Origin of the sequence: Lactococcus cremoris subsp. cremoris NBRC 100676, assembly GCF_001591705.1 — a bacterium.
Lineage (GTDB): Bacteria > Bacillota > Bacilli > Lactobacillales > Streptococcaceae > Lactococcus > Lactococcus cremoris.
In genome coordinates this window covers 1-15,615 of the sequence record NZ_BCVK01000013.1, presented here as the reverse complement: position 1 = coordinate 15,615, position 15,615 = coordinate 1, and the positions used below count along the sequence as shown (strand labels likewise).

The window sequence follows — 15,615 nt, the reverse complement described above, 5'->3', positions numbered from 1 at the left end:
TGCTATCATATATTATAACAAATTTTCAGTTGGAAAGAGCAAAAAAGGTTGAAAATATTATTTTTTTGATTTCAAAACAAATCATAAAATTGCTCAAAAGCTGAATAAATCAATAAATTGGAGAGAACAAATGGAAGAAACACAAGGTTCAAGAACCTATCAGATTCTCAATGAGATTTTCAATGCGATAACTCATGGAGCAGGAACCGGCTTAGCAATTGCCGCCTTAGTTCTTCTCGTGATTAAAGGTGCTGCTTCTGGGTCTGCACTTGAAGTTGTTGCTTTTACAATCTATGGAGCCTCATTAGTAATTCTTTTTCTGTGTTCCACATTAGCACACAGTTTACATTTTACTAAAGCGGTCAAAGTTTTTCGAGTTTTTGACCATAACGGGATATTCTTTTTAATTGCTGGAACCTACACGCCCTACTGTTTAGTTGCTTTAAATAATTGGTTAGGTTGGATTGTGCTAGCAGTGATTTGGATTTGTTCTATTTTAGGGATTGTCTTAACTTCAATTTACTTACCAAAATGGGGTAAAACTCCTAAATTATCAACCGTTTTATATGTTGTTCTTGGTTGGATGATTTTGATTGTCATTTATCCTTTATGGAATGCCCTACATCCAGTTGGATTTTGGCTTTTAGTTGCAGGAGGCGTGGTTTATTCCGTCGGAGCGCTTATCTATCATTTTAAATTCCGTTTCGCTCACGTGGTTTGGCACCTCTTTGTTTTACTGGCTGCAATCCTCATGTTCTTCTCTGTTTATCTTTATGTGGGATAAAATAAAAAAACCGTTTGCTAAGCGGGTTTTTTTATTTATAAACTATACCAATAACATATCCTTCCAATCGTTTTTTCAAAAACTCCGACTCTTCCACATAAATCTTTGTTTGAATCGTTTTTTTCAAATTTGAATAGTGAAGAATCACTTGATGAGAACCCGGAAATTCACATAAAATTTGCGAAATTTTTTGATTATATTTCTCATCTCTTAAATTTAACCAAAGTTTTTTATCAGTTTCCAAAGCTGGACTCATTCGGTCAGCGACAAGCTGTAATTCATCATTACGTTCGGTTACTTTCCCACTAATCAGGTAGAATTTTCCTTGCTCAAGCTCACTCGAAAATTGACGATAAATCTCTGGAAAAAGAGTAACATCAAAATTCTCACGACTATCTGACACAGTTAAAAATGCCATTGTTTGCCCTGTTTTTGTTCGATGGGTCCGAATATAATTAATCTCAACCAAAATCGTCATTCTACTATTTTTGACAAGATTAGCAATTGGCGTGAAATTTCCTGAGAATCTCTGAGCCAAACTTTGTAAAGGATGGGGCGTTACACCAATCCCTAACAGATTTTTCTCAAAATCATATTTTTCTGTTTCTGAATAATCCTCTGCTTCATGATAAGCAAAACCGCCACCAGAACTTGCCATAAAAATATCATCACTATAATAATTTAGTAAGTTAGCATGGTCAGCCAAATTATAAGCCAATTTCCCTCGATTAGAATCAGCATAATCAAAAGCACCAATTTGGATTAGTGGTAGAATACTTTCTTTTTTATGAAAATTATTGGGTAATTTCTCAACAAAATCTGCCAAATTCTTATATGATTGATTTTCAACAATCCATTTTGCCAAATCGCGAGAAATTCCTTGAACATGAGCTAATCCTAATCGAATCTTTTTATTTTTTACAAAATCACCAATTTTCATCTGATTAATATTTGGTTTTTCAATCTCAAAACCATTGTCCAAAGCATCTAAAATCATGACTTCCCGTTTACGGTCACGTAATTGTATTTCGTAAAATTCATCAGGGAAATGTGCCTTAAAATAAGCGATTTGAAAAGCAAGCGCTCCATAAGCGAAGCCATGCGAACGGTTGAAGCCGTAATTGGCAAAACGTTCAATCAGGTCATAAATTTCTTCTGCTTTTTCTTTAGAATGACCCATTTCTCCTGCAGAAATTAAGAAATCCTCGCGCAGTTTCTCCAACTCGGACCCTTTTTTCTTAGAGATTGCTCGTCTAAGAAGGTCAGCCTTTCCAAGAGAAAATCCGGCAAAAGCTTGAGCCACTTGCATGATTTGTTCCTGATAAATCATAATTCCATAAGTCGGCTTTAAGATTTCACTGATAGAATCATCGACAACTGGAACAATTTCTTTTCCATGGCGTCTGGCAACAAATTGTGGAATAAACTGTGATGGACCGGGACGGAAAATCGAGGTTGCATCAACAATATCATCAAATTTGCTTGGTGCAAGGTTTCTTAGAAAACGTCGCATTTGCGGATTTTCAAACTGAAAAATTCCCATCGTATTTCCAGCTCTAAAAAGTGCCAATGTCGCTTCATCTTCTAAATCTATTTTTAACGGGTCAATATCAATTTTTTGACGTTTTTTCACCAAATCACGTAATCTCGAAATGATAGTTAAATTACGTAATCCCAGGAAGTCAATTTTTAGAAGCCCTATCGCTTCCACATCTGGTGCCTCATATTGAGTCAAAGCTAAATCTTCTGACGGTTTTAATGACACATAATTCACCAAAGATTCTTCAGAAAGAACAACACCTGAAGCATGTGTTGAAGTCTGGCGAGGCATTCCCTCAATTCGTCTGGCGACTTCATAAATTCGTTTTAATTTTCCATTTTTCAATACTTCGGCTTTAAAACGTTGATTATTTTCATATTCATCAGCCAGAGTTCCAAAACGGCGAACAAGCATCCGAGTCAAATTAGATAATTCAGCTTCGGTCATTCCAAAAGCTTTACCGACATCTCTGAGCGCCTGTCTTTTTCCTAAAGTTGAAAAAGTGACAATTTGTGCTACATGGTCTGAACCATAACGATTTTTCATATAGGCCAGTAACTCAGCACGACGGTCATCAGGCATATCAATATCAATATCGGGCATGGCCACTCGTTCTGGATTCAAAAAACGTTCAAAGAAAAGATTATGTTTGACAGGGTCAACCTGAGTGATTCCCAAAACATAGGCAACCAAAGACCCAGCAGCCGACCCACGCCCCATTCCGCAATAAATGTCTTGTTCACGCGCATAGCGCAACAAATCCGCGACAATCAAAAAATAATCATCAAATCCCATTTGGTGAATGACTGACAACTCTTTTTCTAAACGCTCCTGATATACTGACAAATCAATCATCGTTGATTCTTCAGCTAAAGCATTTGCCAGACTTACTGACGAAATTCCTGTCAGTGATTTTTTTTCTTCAAGTCGGGCAGACAGTCCTAAAATCGCTTCTTCTCGGAGATGTTCAACTGCTTCCCTTTTCTTATCAAATCTCGGAAGTTCCAATTTTTCATCAAATTGATAAGCAATTTTTGCTGTTAATACTGACAGATTTGTCAGTGCTTGCGGAAAATATTTCTGAAAATAAGATTCATAAGCTTCTGGTCTTTGGAGCAATTCATTTGAACTGACCGTCAAACTTTCGTCAAAGGAAAGCCCATCACGCACCGCGTGCAAAATAGCTAAAATTTCATTATCAGCAAAATTCAGATAACGAACTGCTGGAAAAGGAAGGGTTGGTAAATTAAATTTAGTTCCTTTATCTGTCTGCTGGTCAATCCCAATATAGGCTTCGTCGGCAAATGCTGCAAGCTCTGATAGCTCACTTAAAGCCCCATAAGTTTCTGGAATAACCAGTGCGATTCCTGACAAATGATTTTGAATATCAGAAAATTGACGTCGATCATAATTATGAAATGTTGAAATCCGAAGTAAGTTTTTATAACCTTCTGTATTTTTAGCAATAAAAGAAAAAGAAACTGGCAAACCCCGCCATTCAAAATTTAATTCAATACTAATAACTGGTTGTAAATTAAGCATTTGAGCTTTTCTGACAAACCGAAAGGCTGCATGGAGGTTTCCCACATCACAAATTCCGACCGTTTTATAGCCTAAACGTAGAGCCCCTTCCAAATAATCGTCTAGTTTAACAACACTATCTAAAAAACTGTATTCTGTTTTTGTATTTAAGGGTGCAAACATTTTCTACTCCTTTCTCTTAGAACCAATCATAACTTCTTACAAATTTATATTACTTTTATTATACTATATTTTACCTTTAACTTGGACTAAGTTTAAATAAAAGAAAAAACAAGAATCTTCATTCTTGCTTTATTTCAACTCACTATCGAACAGCGACAGCATATTTGCGTGCATTATAAATTGTTTCGAAAGTTGCCCGATTTAACCAATAAGAGCCACTGATTGAATCAGAAACATGAACCTGATTGCTTGATTTATTAAAGCCATCCAAAGTCACTGCTTGATTATTATTTACTGCTGAGCCAAATGGCCAAGCACCCCAACGAACCGGTTGAAAATTAATCGTTACCCAAACCACTACTGGATTTCCATTTTTAACTTCATTGATTAATCCATCAACGCTTGTTCCTGAAATATTTTGAACATTTGTATCATATTTTTTGGCCCAATTTGACAAAGGACCCGGATAAATAGCTGAATATACATTTGATGCTTCAACAAATGGACTACCTACGAAACCACTATTTGGACTTCCATCTGTTGATTTGGGAATTGTATTTAAAAATTGTACCAAGCCCCAGTTAGTAATTTTTCCTTTATATTGCAGAGCTTGCAATAAAGCAGCTCCTTCACAACCACTCGGTGCTCCCAAAGCATATTGGTCATAATTACGAACCCCCAACAAACGATAATTATCATTATTTGTTTGTCCATTATTAGCAGCGTACCAAGCCACGCCTTCATTACGCCAACCAGCTTTTACTAACGAATCTCTTTCATAACTAATTAAAGTATAGTGATGCCAACCACTATTAGGATTGTAGACACGATAAACTGGAATCCCTGTATTAGCTGCCGAATTAAAACTTATAGATTCATAATTCCAACCATGTTTTCTTAAATCATCACGCTCATAGGCACTCAAGGTATAAAAGTGCTCACCACTATTTGGATTATAAAGTCGATAAACTGGTGAACCACTCTCTGGAGCTTGCCATCCCACTCCTTCATAATTCCAACCAATATTTTTTAAAGAATCCCGTTCATAAGAATTTTTTGTATAAAAATGCTCACCAGAATTTGCATTGTACATTCTATAAACTGCTAGGGTTTGTGCTTGAGTCGCTGGTGCAACTGCCATTCTTGAACGAAGACTTACTGAATCATTCTGACCTAATTCTTCTTTAGGAGCTTGTGTTTCATTCGCTTCAGATTGACCTGCTTTTACTGGTACTTCTAAAACAACATTATCACCATTAATAGTTGTTGTCCCTCCTGGAACCTCGTTGGCCAAAGCTTTACCTTGACTCAAAAATACAAGCGCCACAAGCGCACTCCAAAATACAATGTTTTTTTCAAAATTTACTCCTTTTAATATTTACTTAGGAAGAACTGACCATGCTGGACGTCCTGCATTCCAATCGTCAGAGAGTTGTGAGGGATGTGCCCATAATCGCTCAACTGAGTTACTACCTGTAATCCTATTCAAAGGATCATGTACGGTTGTATAGCCATTATTGTATCCTGAAAGAACGACAAAGTGAGAAATCTTAGGATAAGTATAAAGCCACTCCATACCATAGATAACAGGTTTGTTTGATCTCAATTCATTAATTAATTGCTCTTTTGTTGTAATCTGGTTCATCTGCATTCCGTAGTAATTCAAAGTTTTCACTACAGTCTGTCCATCAATACCATCTCCGGGAATATTAGGATTATTATAGTTTCCGATTTGATTAGCTGTTCGAGCAATCTGGACAGGATTGTAATTAGCACCATATCCATTTAAAATCATGGCAATTGCTGTGGGGCCGCAGCCCTCTGGGGCCATGGTTGAATCACCCACCCTTACATTTGCCCAGCGTGGATCATTTTGATATAAAAAATTAGAATGCCAAACTGGTTGCCGAGAAATAGTGTTATCATTGGGATTTCCATAGGCATTTGCATAAAAGGCTATTCCTTCATTTGACCAACCTAGGCTAGTTAAATTGTTCTGTTCTCCAGCACTAGTTGTATAATTATGCTGACTATTATGCGCATTGTATGCCCTATATATTGGAATATTTCCACCCGAAACAAAAGCAATCAACTCATAGCGCCAACCACGATTCACTAAGTTCTGCTTTTCATAAGCACTTGTAGTATAAAAATGAACACCAGCGTTTGGATTGTAAAGACGATAGACAGGAGCCCCACCAGTAACTGGTTCATAACTTTCAATCCCTTCGTAATTCCATCCTACATTATGTAAGGAGGTTGCTTCATAAAGATTTTCAGTATAGAAATGTTCACCAGAATTTGAATTATACATCCGGTAAAGGGGCACATTTGTAGAAGCTTGAGCATGGACAGTTCCAACTCCTATCATCGTCAAAGAAAGTAAAAGCAAAAGCTCTTTTTTAATTTTCATAGTTTCTCCTAAACTTGAAACACCAAATCTAATTCAATCATTTCTGGTGTATAAAAATCCATTATTACTTATTCTTTACTTTCAATATATAGTTTTACTAGTAAAAAGTCAACAATCAAATAAAAATAAGAAATTATATAATTAAATTAGAAATTTTATTTTTATATAATCAAATTCTAAAGGTTCTCTAAATTCACTTTTTGAAATATTTTGTTATTTAAAACATATCCATTTTATTAATTTTAATCATAAAGATACCTATAAATAATTTAAAAACTGAAAACGTCCAACATTTTTGACATTTTAGAATAAAAAATCTGCTTTTTAACCTTGTTCCCAATCAAAAAATATTACAATTCCTTAAATATTGCAAGCTACCAATTATCGTAATAAAAAAATCTAAAAGACCTTAAAAAAGCCTTTATTATCGAGATTAGATGCACTTTTAAATTCAATTTGACGATATTTTTATTTTGCACTATAATGAGCAAGCTTTGTTTATTTATTACTCATTTTTTAATTAAATAAACAGTAAAACTAAAAATAGAATAGGAAAGGTGTAATGACAGTGCTAGTATTAGCTGGAACAATTGGAGCAGGAAAAAGCTCTTTAACTGAGATGTTGGCGGAGGAATTGAAAACACAGGCTTTTTATGAGAGTGTTGACGATAATAAGGTTTTGCCATTATTCTATGAAAACCCTCAAAAATATGCCTTTTTATTGCAAATATACTTTTTAAATAAGAGATTTGATTCAATCAAAAGAGCCTTATCTGATAATAATAATGTATTAGACCGCTCAATTTATGAAGATAGTCTGCTTTTTCATTTGAACGCCGATTTAGGACGTGCTGATGAAACAGAGGTTGAAGTTTATGATGACTTACTCAAAAATATGTTAGAAGAAATCGACAGCTTATCTTTTAAAAAGAGGCCTGATTTACTTATTCATGTCAAGGTTTCCTTTGATAAAATGCTAGAAAGAATCAAAAAAAGAGGACGACAATTTGAACAATTAGAATATGACCCAAGTTTATACGACTATTATAAAGAATTAAATAGCCGATATGATACATGGTTTGAAGCTTTCGATATTTGCCCCAAAATTCAAATTGATGGCGATAAATATGATTTTGTAGAGAATGAGCAATCAAAAATCCAAGTTCTGCAACAAATCAAAGCAAAACTAAAAGAAATTGAAGGAGAAAATAATTAATGAATGTTACTGTCTTCTTATCATCAAGGGATGGAAAAAATCCAATTTATAAAGATACCAGTGAAAAATTAGGGAGATTACTTGCACAATCAGGTCATACCCTTGTTTATGGGGGCTCAAAAGAAGGTTGCATGGGTATGGGTTTCAGATTCTGTTATTCAAAATAAAGGGCAAGTGATTGCTGTCTATCCTGCTGGAGTCCTCCCATTAGAACCTCCTCGTCAAAATGCCTCTAAACTTTATTTAACAAATGACATGGCTGAGCGTAAACGCAAGTTGATAGATTTAGGCGAAGCTTTTGTTATTTTAGCTAAAGGATTTGGAACATTAGAAGAAAGCTTTCAACTTTTAACTGAAATGTCCATCAATCAAACTCGCGTGCGCCCTGTTATTTTTGTAGGTCAAAAATTTTATCAACCACTTTTTGACCTACTGCGCCTGCAACTTAAGGAAGGGATGATTTCTAAAGAAGTCATTGATGCCATTTCTCTCGTTGACTCTGCCGAAGAAACAATCGAATTATTAGGAGATTTAAAACTTGAACAAGTTGTTTAATAAACCAGTTAATGTTTACCTTGCCGCCCCATTTTTCAGTCAGACACAAATAAATAAAGTTGAACTATTAGAAAATGCACTTTCAAAAAATAAAACAGTAGCAAACTTTTTTAGCCCAATGAGATGTCAACATCCTGAATCTTTACCAAAAGAAGTTGAAGCTTTTACCCCAGAATGGGCCAAAGCGACAATGGAAAATGATGTTAAAGAAGTCAATAAAGCAGATATCATCGTTGCTATCGTTGACTTTGATAAACAAGATACCGATTCGGGTACCGCTTGGGAATTAGGATACGCTATTGCTTTAGAAAAACCGACCTACCTCATTCGCTTTGAAGAAAGTCTAGCAACTAATATTATGTTGACTGAAAGAAACAGAGCTTTCTTCACAGATGTCAAACAAATTGAAGACTATAATTTTCTAGAATCTCCAAAAATTCCCTATAGTGGAAAATATCAATAGTAAAAAAATAACAAATAAATCGTCCTTCAATTAGATATAAAATTTGAAATTTGACTTGATTTGTACTATACTATAGGCGGATAGAAAATATGGAAAGAAGCGTAATTATGAAACTTATTGTCACACTTTTCTGGTCGCTTGCTCTTGGTCAGGTTGTAGGCTATGTTGCTACTGCCCTTGCTGGTGTTCCAGATCCTGAACTTTGGACAACTATTATCTCGCTTATCTTTGGTCTCTTTGTATATCTTTTCCAAGCTGTTGCTGTGGAAAAAGAAGCCAAAGCAAACTAAACAACTGATGATTTATCAGTTTTGTGCGGTATAAACGCCTAAACTCAAAATAAAAATCCTTATTGCTATAGGGATTTTTATTTTGTTTCTTGAGGCTTGCAAATTTCTTAAAATACCTTATAATTTAATATGGACATTGTTATTTAAACCGTCCCTTAGAACCTAAAAGAAAGGAGAGCGCTCAAGCTTTGAAAGGTCGACCCAAACCCGCAATTATACTGATTACTTATTCTGTCAAATTGACCAAGATTAGATTAGCGCTCTTCTTGCGCCATCTTTTTGATATTAGTTCTAACGACTTGATCCATTTCACAAAATAAGAAATTTGATTTTTTAAGCTTGAACCATGCTATAAAATGGCTCCAACTCCAATTAATAAGAACAAAGTCGTCTGTCTCGTTAACGGTCGTATTCACCGTAGATCAGGAGGAGACTTTCTTGAGAATCTTGACCCTAGCCTTCAAACCGTCATTATGCGTGACTATCCTGAAGCGACTAGTCATGACTTCATTTGTAATGAACATCAGGTTAAATTTCGGTTAGAGGTCTTAGATACATTGTTTCACCTTGACCTTCAAAAAAACTTCACCGTCAATGATTTGCTTAATGAAGAATTAACTAAAGCAAACTTTGAAATTCACGACGTTGAAGAACAGCTCCAAACTCAAGAAACTATTGGTGAACGAGTGGCTGACAAAGTCACCGAATTCGTCGGTTCGTGGGCTTTTATTATCACCTATCTCGGTATTTTAGTAGTCTGGATGTTTGTCAATGTGACTGGCCTCTTTGGCGTTGAATGGGATAAATATCCTTTCATTTTACTCAATCTTTTCCTCTCAATCACTGCTGCTATGCAAGCGCCACTGATTATGATGAGCCAAAACCGCGCCGCACACCATGACCGCTTATCTGCCAAAAATGACTTTCAAGTTAATGTTAAGTCAGAAAAGGGTGTTGCTGCTTTACATGAAAAACTTGATCACTTAATGATGGATGATCAAGCTTCAAATATGCAAATCCAAAAAATCCAAACTGAAATGCTTGAGGATATTCAAATCCTTCTAAACGAAGTTTATCAACAAAACCAAGATATCCGTGAACGTTTGGATGATGTTGAAGACCAACTTGATGATTTTGAAGAAACCTTTGATAGTTTTGAAGAAACTCTTGATAGTATTGAAGAAAATACTGATGATGAGGAAGAAGAAGGCATTGCTAATGCTGCTAATGCTGATTAAAAAAAGTCTGTTCGATTGAACAGACTTTTTACTTTTAACTAAAATAATTTATTTTTTCCTGAATTTCAACCACTGAATTTTTTAATTTGCCTTCTTCTTCTAAAGTTAGTGGAAGTTTTATCAATGCTTCTATCCCATTTTTACCAATCAAGGCAGGTGTCGAAATATATGAACTAAAATTTTCGTCATAATGTGAGCAGATAGCAATGTTTTTTGCATCAGAAAGCACCAGATTCATCAAGGAAACCGTTGCTGCGGCTATGGCTACGTTGGTATATCCTTTTGTGTTAAATACAGCAAATCCTCCTTGACGGGCTTTTTCTTCTAAGTCTTTTAAATTTAAATTTTTTTCTTTAGCAATCTCTAAAAAAGATTGACCACCAACTCTGACCGTTGACCAAGCCGTAAATTGTGAATTACCATGTTCCCCCAAAACATAACCTTCAACACTTCGGGCATCAATTTCCAACGCTCGACTTACTTGAGCTTTCATACGAGCCGTGTCCAGATAAGTCCCCGTTCCAATAATCTGTGATTTAGGAAGATTTAATAATTGAGAATAAATATTAACAATCACATCGTTCGGATTGGTTGTTGCAATCAAAATTCCTTTGAAATTAATCCTGTTTAATTGCTCAGAAACTTCTTTAATTTCTGGAATATTTGCTTTTAATTCAGTGAATCTATCTCCGCCCGGTTTAATTAGTTCGATATGACCCAGTGTAGATAAGACAATATCGGCAGTCGCTAAATCATCATATTCTCCCACGTATATTTTGACATAGAATGGAAGCAAAGCAAGGGCATCTAGGAGGTCTAAAACCTCTGCCTCTGCTTTTTTTCTATCCTTGTCAATAATTACTAGCTCGTCAGCGAATCCCCCCTGAACGATATCCAAAGCAACTGTTGCCCCAACATGACCGCAACCAATTAATCCTACTTTTCGCATTTTTTCTCCTTTTTCAGCTACTTTTTATCATAATATTCTTTTAAGAAAGTAGCAAATTCTTCAAAAGTTCCATTTTCTAACCAAGTTCGGTGCAAGAAGAAACCCTGACCTTTTGATATATAAATGATTATAATGTCCTTATGATAGCCAATTTTATGAATGTAACTTTTATCAAAAGTCGCTTCGCTAATATTTGATTTTTGATAAATATATTCTTCATCTATTATAAACTCTTGAAATCCCTGGACTCCCTTATTGCTTTTATATAATCTCACTAACCACCAATAATAAGCCCAATAAAAATGAGTGGCGCAGCAATCCCAAAGACCAATCCAACTATAGACTGACTATAAATGGCATAAATTTCAAGAATAACAAATACCACGATAGAAGCAAAAAAAATATTTTTCATCACAAATTTCATATAAATTTTTTGAGTTAATGTCCCAGAGAGTTTGTATTTCATAATTTTTCACCTTTCAGGCTTTTGCCTTTTTCCTGTAGCCCCAATATTTTCATCTAACATTTCTTGCGCGCTCTCTTTCGCTTTCTCTTCATCAAACTCCAAATCATCTACCCACTGATAATAATTTTGAATATTTTCCGAAAGACTGAAAAGCATAATCCCCAACATATCTTGAAAATCATATTCTTTGAGCAGTTCTATATAATCGCCACAAGCCATTTTTAGAATAGAACCATCACCTTTTTCAGGAAATACGGAAAAATTTGTCAACATTTTTTCTTTCCAAGCAATTTCTCCAAAAACAAATTTTCCACCAGAAATATAAATCACTATTTTTTCAGGAAATTCATAATTTTTATCTAACCATACGAAATAACGAAAAATTTCTTTTTTTATTAAGCGATGAACGGTAGGTGTGAAACGAAGAACAATATTTTTATTGAGCATCATTTTCGATATTCCTTTCCAAACGTATGCTTTTTCACGTCCCGATTTGGGTTTTTTATTAGAGCGTCTTTTTATATTTTCTATATTTTGGAATGCCGGACCAACCCCAACGATGAATACGATTTTCTCCGTGAGGAAAACCTCGATATTCCACATATTCATTAGTTAATAAAGTAGCTTTTTTATCAGTTTCATTTCCATGCAATTCTTTGTCTTCCAACCATTGATGATAATGTATCAGCTCATGAGAAATACTGTTCAAAGTAGAATAAATCGCACTATCTTTCCCCCATTTTTCTAACTCCCAGAAATCGCCTGTTGATATTTTCATATAGCATGCCTCTTCTTTATCAAACGGCGCCCAAAAAGTTGAGATCACATGCTCTTGGTCAATACTTCTAATAAAACTTACACCTGTTACAATAATTCTTAGTTCTTTAGGTAATGAGTGATTGACTTCAAGCCAAGCTACATACTTTTTTATTTCCTTAGCAATGAAACGATTGACAGACGGGCGGATATCAAGATTTATATTTCCAATTATTTTCATTTCCAATGTTCCTTCGTAAAAGCTCCAATTCAAGCGAATCAACCGTCAAATAGTTAAGTTGTTCAAATCGTTCATTATCTAAGTAAGATTTTTCGTCAAGGGATTGGATAATAAAGCTTGACCCCATCACTTCATCACTGACTGGAAAAATATCGAACTTATCATTTTGTGAGTGACCTGCAATTACCAGCGTTTCTTCCTGATTTTCATCATTTTCATCAAGAAAGCTAATAAGTTGATGATTGAGCAGATTTAACGTGAAATTCTGCCATTTTTTCGTAAGCTCAAAGACATCATAATTATTGACCGAGCGATTGATATCTATATAATCTTGCATAATATCCAAATAAGAATTTTCAGCTGTCATAAGCTCTATTTTTTCTTTATTAACAAGTTTTAAACTCTCAAAACGTCCCCAAGCATCAATCAATTCTACAAGATAAAAATCTAAAAATTCCTGACGAATATAACCCACATAAAATTCGTCAGCAAAAAAGGCTAAGTCTAATCTGTAAAGTTTATTTTCTAACATCATGATTTTATCATTCGCTTTCCTGTCTGATGACCGCCTGCATTTGATTAAGCGCAAGCGTTACACCATCAATCATGTAGACATCTCCATATTCTCTCTCGTACTTTTCATCAAATTTGACAACATCTGTGTCAATATCCCAAATGGTAAATGCTTCATCAAAAACTTCTAAAATTTTACCTTCGTTATAGTTTTCCAAATCCATCTTACCCTTAGCAAGCAGCATGACCTTTACAAAAACTTCTTTTTCTTTGATGAAATTCAAAAACATTTTACAAATAGTTTCATCTGTCAAATTTTTCAAATCAAAATCTGTCAGTAAACTTTCTTGACCAAATGGGTCATAAAATCCTAGCTTTTTAGCATTTTTGGCATATTTTTTAATTGCTACAATATAATTATCTTCTGAGATTATTTCCAAATTATCAGTTGGCAAAATCCGTTGCAGACTAACTCCTCCAAACATTCCTGGAACTGTAATAAAACTATACAGTAACCACTTCTTACTTTGATAATAAATATGACCAATATTGAGATACTCATTATCATCATTTGCAAAATTTATTATTTGTATGTTGTTCATAATTGTTCACTTTCCATAGGTCCTGTAACCCAATTTTTTACTCAACAATTCCAACTCCACCGACAAAATCTCGATTGTGACGAAATTTTCAAGAGGTAAATCTTTTTCTATACCATTTACGGTTGAAAACAAAGGTGTTTCAACAGCTTTGAGCATTATTGTTTTATCATTGACCTCTATTACTTCTGACAAATCCCAAAACTCTTCATCGCCATACAAAGTATTGACAAGCTGACCTTTAAGTTTTGAAAAATTAAACCTCTCTACATCAAAATTTTGACGTAATTTAAGTGGGTCATAGGCATTCACTTTTTCAAGAGAATTTTTATAGAACTCAATATAATCTAAGTAATCATCTTTTTTTACAATCTTAGTTATTGCTTCATCGTTGATTACGGAAATACTTAAAAGTCGTCCACGTTCGTCAGTCATCTCGTAAAGTCGAAAATTATCATGTTTCCCGAGGAAAACACCGACATCAAACTGTTCATTTTTCTCATCATCTTGTGTGAAGATTTCTTCAAACATGTTTTTCATTTCCCCTTTCTTAGATTATTTTTAGGTTTGTAGGTTGGTTTTTGACGATTTTTATTTTTAGTAGAATCTTGCCTATTTTGATGCTTATTTTGAGTAGACTTTCTAGCATTGCTAGTATGTTCACTATTTTTATTACCCGGATTTTTTCCATGACGTGCCATCGCGGCAATCATAGCCGGAGTGGCCTTGATATCTCCGCCTACTTTGTGTGGAAAAAGCAGGTCATAACCTACGGTCAATCCTCCACCTATGAGAAGTGCAGCACCAGCGCTAGCGAGAGTACTTGCTCCTCCTAAGCTTCCTATTGCAACAGCTCCTTTGGCCGCTGCTCCACCAATATCTGGCCAATTCATAGTCGAGGCTATCCTTGTTTGAGAATCAATGACAATCTTTCCTGACGCGTCCACATGAAATTGGACTTGCGGATTAGGGACAAAGTTTTTCTCAATGTATTTTGCAAATTCTGCTTCGGTATAAAACTTGTTATTAAATTTTACACCACCATTAACATATTCAATCGTAGCACTAGGCTTTGCCTTAGTAGGAGCGGGGAGTTGGGGCGGGAACATCTGGTCAATCATGCCACTTAAGGTGCCTGATTGTGACTGTTGTGAAGTGGTTGATGTCTTGGTCTGTTCCTGTGCGGAAGAAGATTGCGCCGTTTGTGAGGGAGCATGTGCTTGCTCTGTTGAACTTTGACTTTGCTCTGTGCTTGCCGATTGACTTGATTTGACTGTACTTGCTTGTTCAGATGACGAACTTGATGTCTCTGTTTGCACTGTTTCATCTGCTTTGACTTTTAGATTGCCAAATTCTCCAGCATAAGGGGCAAGCAAAAAGAGCGTTGACGTTATCAGAATAATTTTCCAATGAAGCTTTTTCATGTGATTCCTTTCGTTTTAAAGCGCTTTATTGTTTATTAAAAATTAAATGAATATCATATTTCTCAAAGCCAGTACTCAGGACAGTCCATTTTATTAATTTTGAAATAGAATAGTCAATATATCTTGACTGTACCCATTCTCTATATCATATCTTCATTTATTTACACTTTATTGAGTGGAATATCTGGACAAAGGCTATAATTGGTTTCTTAGTAGTTTTTCTCACTACTTCAATATTCGTTCCAGTTCTGCTTAAAATATCCCTCTAACCACTCGCTGTCTTTATCAATTTCAATCTCATGAAATTCAAAACACTCCTCACTCAAACTTTTAAAACCTTTAAGGTTTCGATATCTTTCAATAGCATATTTTATTTGGTCAACTGATGAATAAACTCCTAAATGATAAAAATCATTATATTCATATTGTTCTCCAAATTCGTACAAAAAGTCTAAAGCAAAAAG

General features: G+C 34.9%; 17 protein-coding genes and 2 pseudogenes. 6 read left to right on the top strand and 13 right to left on the bottom strand.

The window, feature by feature from the left end:
• Window positions 1–130 precede the first annotated feature (130 nt).
• The gene (trhA, locus tag LLA01S_RS03470) at window positions 131–784 is read left to right on the top strand and encodes a PAQR family membrane homeostasis protein TrhA (RefSeq protein WP_011675537.1); all 654 of its coding nucleotides are present in this window, start codon (window positions 131–133) and stop codon (window positions 782–784) included.
• Between the two features lie 31 nt (window positions 785–815).
• On the opposite strand, the gene LLA01S_RS03465 is transcribed toward trhA, so the two are convergent.
• The 3 genes from LLA01S_RS03465 to LLA01S_RS03455 form a co-directional block, all read right to left on the bottom strand.
• On the bottom strand, window positions 816–4,028 hold the full coding sequence (locus tag LLA01S_RS03465; RefSeq protein ID WP_061777854.1) for a DNA polymerase III subunit alpha: 3,213 nt from the start codon (window positions 4,026–4,028) through the stop codon (window positions 816–818).
• Between the two features lie 142 nt (window positions 4,029–4,170).
• Window positions 4,171–5,355 carry a C39 family peptidase gene (locus LLA01S_RS03460; protein ID WP_061777853.1) on the bottom strand — a complete coding sequence of 395 codons (1,185 nt, stop codon included), beginning with the start codon at window positions 5,353–5,355 and terminating at the stop codon, window positions 4,171–4,173.
• Window positions 5,356–5,406: 51 nt separating this feature from the next.
• Window positions 5,407–6,441 carry a C39 family peptidase gene (locus LLA01S_RS03455; protein WP_061777852.1) on the bottom strand — a complete coding sequence of 345 codons (1,035 nt, stop codon included), beginning with the start codon at window positions 6,439–6,441 and terminating at the stop codon, window positions 5,407–5,409.
• Window positions 6,442–7,003: 562 nt separating this feature from the next.
• On the opposite strand from LLA01S_RS03455, the gene LLA01S_RS03450 reads away from it, so the two are divergent.
• From LLA01S_RS03450 to LLA01S_RS03430, 5 genes and pseudogenes are all read left to right on the top strand, one after another.
• On the top strand, window positions 7,004–7,657 hold the full coding sequence (locus tag LLA01S_RS03450) for a deoxynucleoside kinase (RefSeq protein ID WP_011675533.1): 654 nt from the start codon (window positions 7,004–7,006) through the stop codon (window positions 7,655–7,657).
• Window positions 7,657–8,212: pseudogene (locus tag LLA01S_RS03445) on the top strand (LOG family protein). The gene LLA01S_RS03450 and the pseudogene LLA01S_RS03445 overlap by 1 nt, the downstream one beginning before the upstream one ends.
• Complete coding sequence (locus LLA01S_RS03440; RefSeq protein WP_014573106.1) at window positions 8,196–8,675, top strand: nucleoside 2-deoxyribosyltransferase; 480 nt, start codon at window positions 8,196–8,198, stop codon at window positions 8,673–8,675. Before LLA01S_RS03445 ends, LLA01S_RS03440 begins: the two are co-directional and overlap by 17 nt.
• 89 nt (window positions 8,676–8,764) lie before the next feature.
• Complete coding sequence (locus LLA01S_RS03435; protein WP_011834518.1) at window positions 8,765–8,965, top strand: YjzD family protein; 201 nt, start codon at window positions 8,765–8,767, stop codon at window positions 8,963–8,965.
• Between the two features lie 356 nt (window positions 8,966–9,321).
• On the top strand, window positions 9,322–10,203 hold the full coding sequence (locus LLA01S_RS03430; protein WP_061777851.1) for a DUF1003 domain-containing protein: 882 nt from the start codon (window positions 9,322–9,324) through the stop codon (window positions 10,201–10,203).
• Between the two features lie 34 nt (window positions 10,204–10,237).
• Here the strand turns inward: LLA01S_RS03430 and LLA01S_RS03425 are convergent, their stop codons facing one another.
• From LLA01S_RS03425 to LLA01S_RS12520, 10 genes and pseudogenes are all read right to left on the bottom strand, one after another.
• Entirely contained in the window at window positions 10,238–11,152 is a 915-nt protein-coding gene (locus tag LLA01S_RS03425) for a lactate/malate family dehydrogenase (RefSeq protein ID WP_011675529.1), read from the bottom strand.
• A 17-nt stretch (window positions 11,153–11,169) separates the two neighbouring features.
• A complete protein-coding gene (locus LLA01S_RS12930) occupies window positions 11,170–11,427 on the bottom strand; it encodes a YcxB family protein (protein WP_014573108.1) in 258 nt (85 codons plus the stop codon).
• Window positions 11,427–11,618: a hypothetical protein gene (locus tag LLA01S_RS12925; RefSeq protein ID WP_232035070.1), complete on the bottom strand. Its 192-nt coding sequence runs from the start codon at window positions 11,616–11,618 to the stop codon at window positions 11,427–11,429. Before LLA01S_RS12925 ends, LLA01S_RS12930 begins: the two co-directional genes overlap by 1 nt.
• A 6-nt stretch (window positions 11,619–11,624) precedes the next feature.
• Window positions 11,625–12,068, bottom strand: a complete 444-nt coding sequence (locus LLA01S_RS12695) for a hypothetical protein (protein WP_232035071.1) — start codon at window positions 12,066–12,068, stop codon at window positions 11,625–11,627.
• A gap of 55 nt (window positions 12,069–12,123) precedes the next feature.
• Complete coding sequence (locus tag LLA01S_RS03410) at window positions 12,124–12,615, bottom strand: hypothetical protein (protein ID WP_061777850.1); 492 nt, start codon at window positions 12,613–12,615, stop codon at window positions 12,124–12,126.
• On the bottom strand, window positions 12,587–13,150 hold the full coding sequence (locus LLA01S_RS03405) for a hypothetical protein (protein WP_232035072.1): 564 nt from the start codon (window positions 13,148–13,150) through the stop codon (window positions 12,587–12,589). The genes LLA01S_RS03410 and LLA01S_RS03405 overlap by 29 nt, the downstream gene beginning before the upstream one ends.
• A gap of 7 nt (window positions 13,151–13,157) precedes the next feature.
• Complete coding sequence (locus tag LLA01S_RS03400) at window positions 13,158–13,730, bottom strand: hypothetical protein (RefSeq protein WP_021165932.1); 573 nt, start codon at window positions 13,728–13,730, stop codon at window positions 13,158–13,160.
• A gap of 6 nt (window positions 13,731–13,736) precedes the next feature.
• The gene (locus LLA01S_RS03395; RefSeq protein ID WP_061777863.1) at window positions 13,737–14,258 is read right to left on the bottom strand and encodes a hypothetical protein; all 522 of its coding nucleotides are present in this window, start codon (window positions 14,256–14,258) and stop codon (window positions 13,737–13,739) included.
• Between the two features lie 5 nt (window positions 14,259–14,263).
• Window positions 14,264–15,151: a hypothetical protein gene (locus LLA01S_RS03390; protein ID WP_061777848.1), complete on the bottom strand. Its 888-nt coding sequence runs from the start codon at window positions 15,149–15,151 to the stop codon at window positions 14,264–14,266.
• A gap of 230 nt (window positions 15,152–15,381) precedes the next feature.
• A pseudogene (locus LLA01S_RS12520) lies at window positions 15,382–15,615 on the bottom strand (hypothetical protein); the annotation flags it as partial.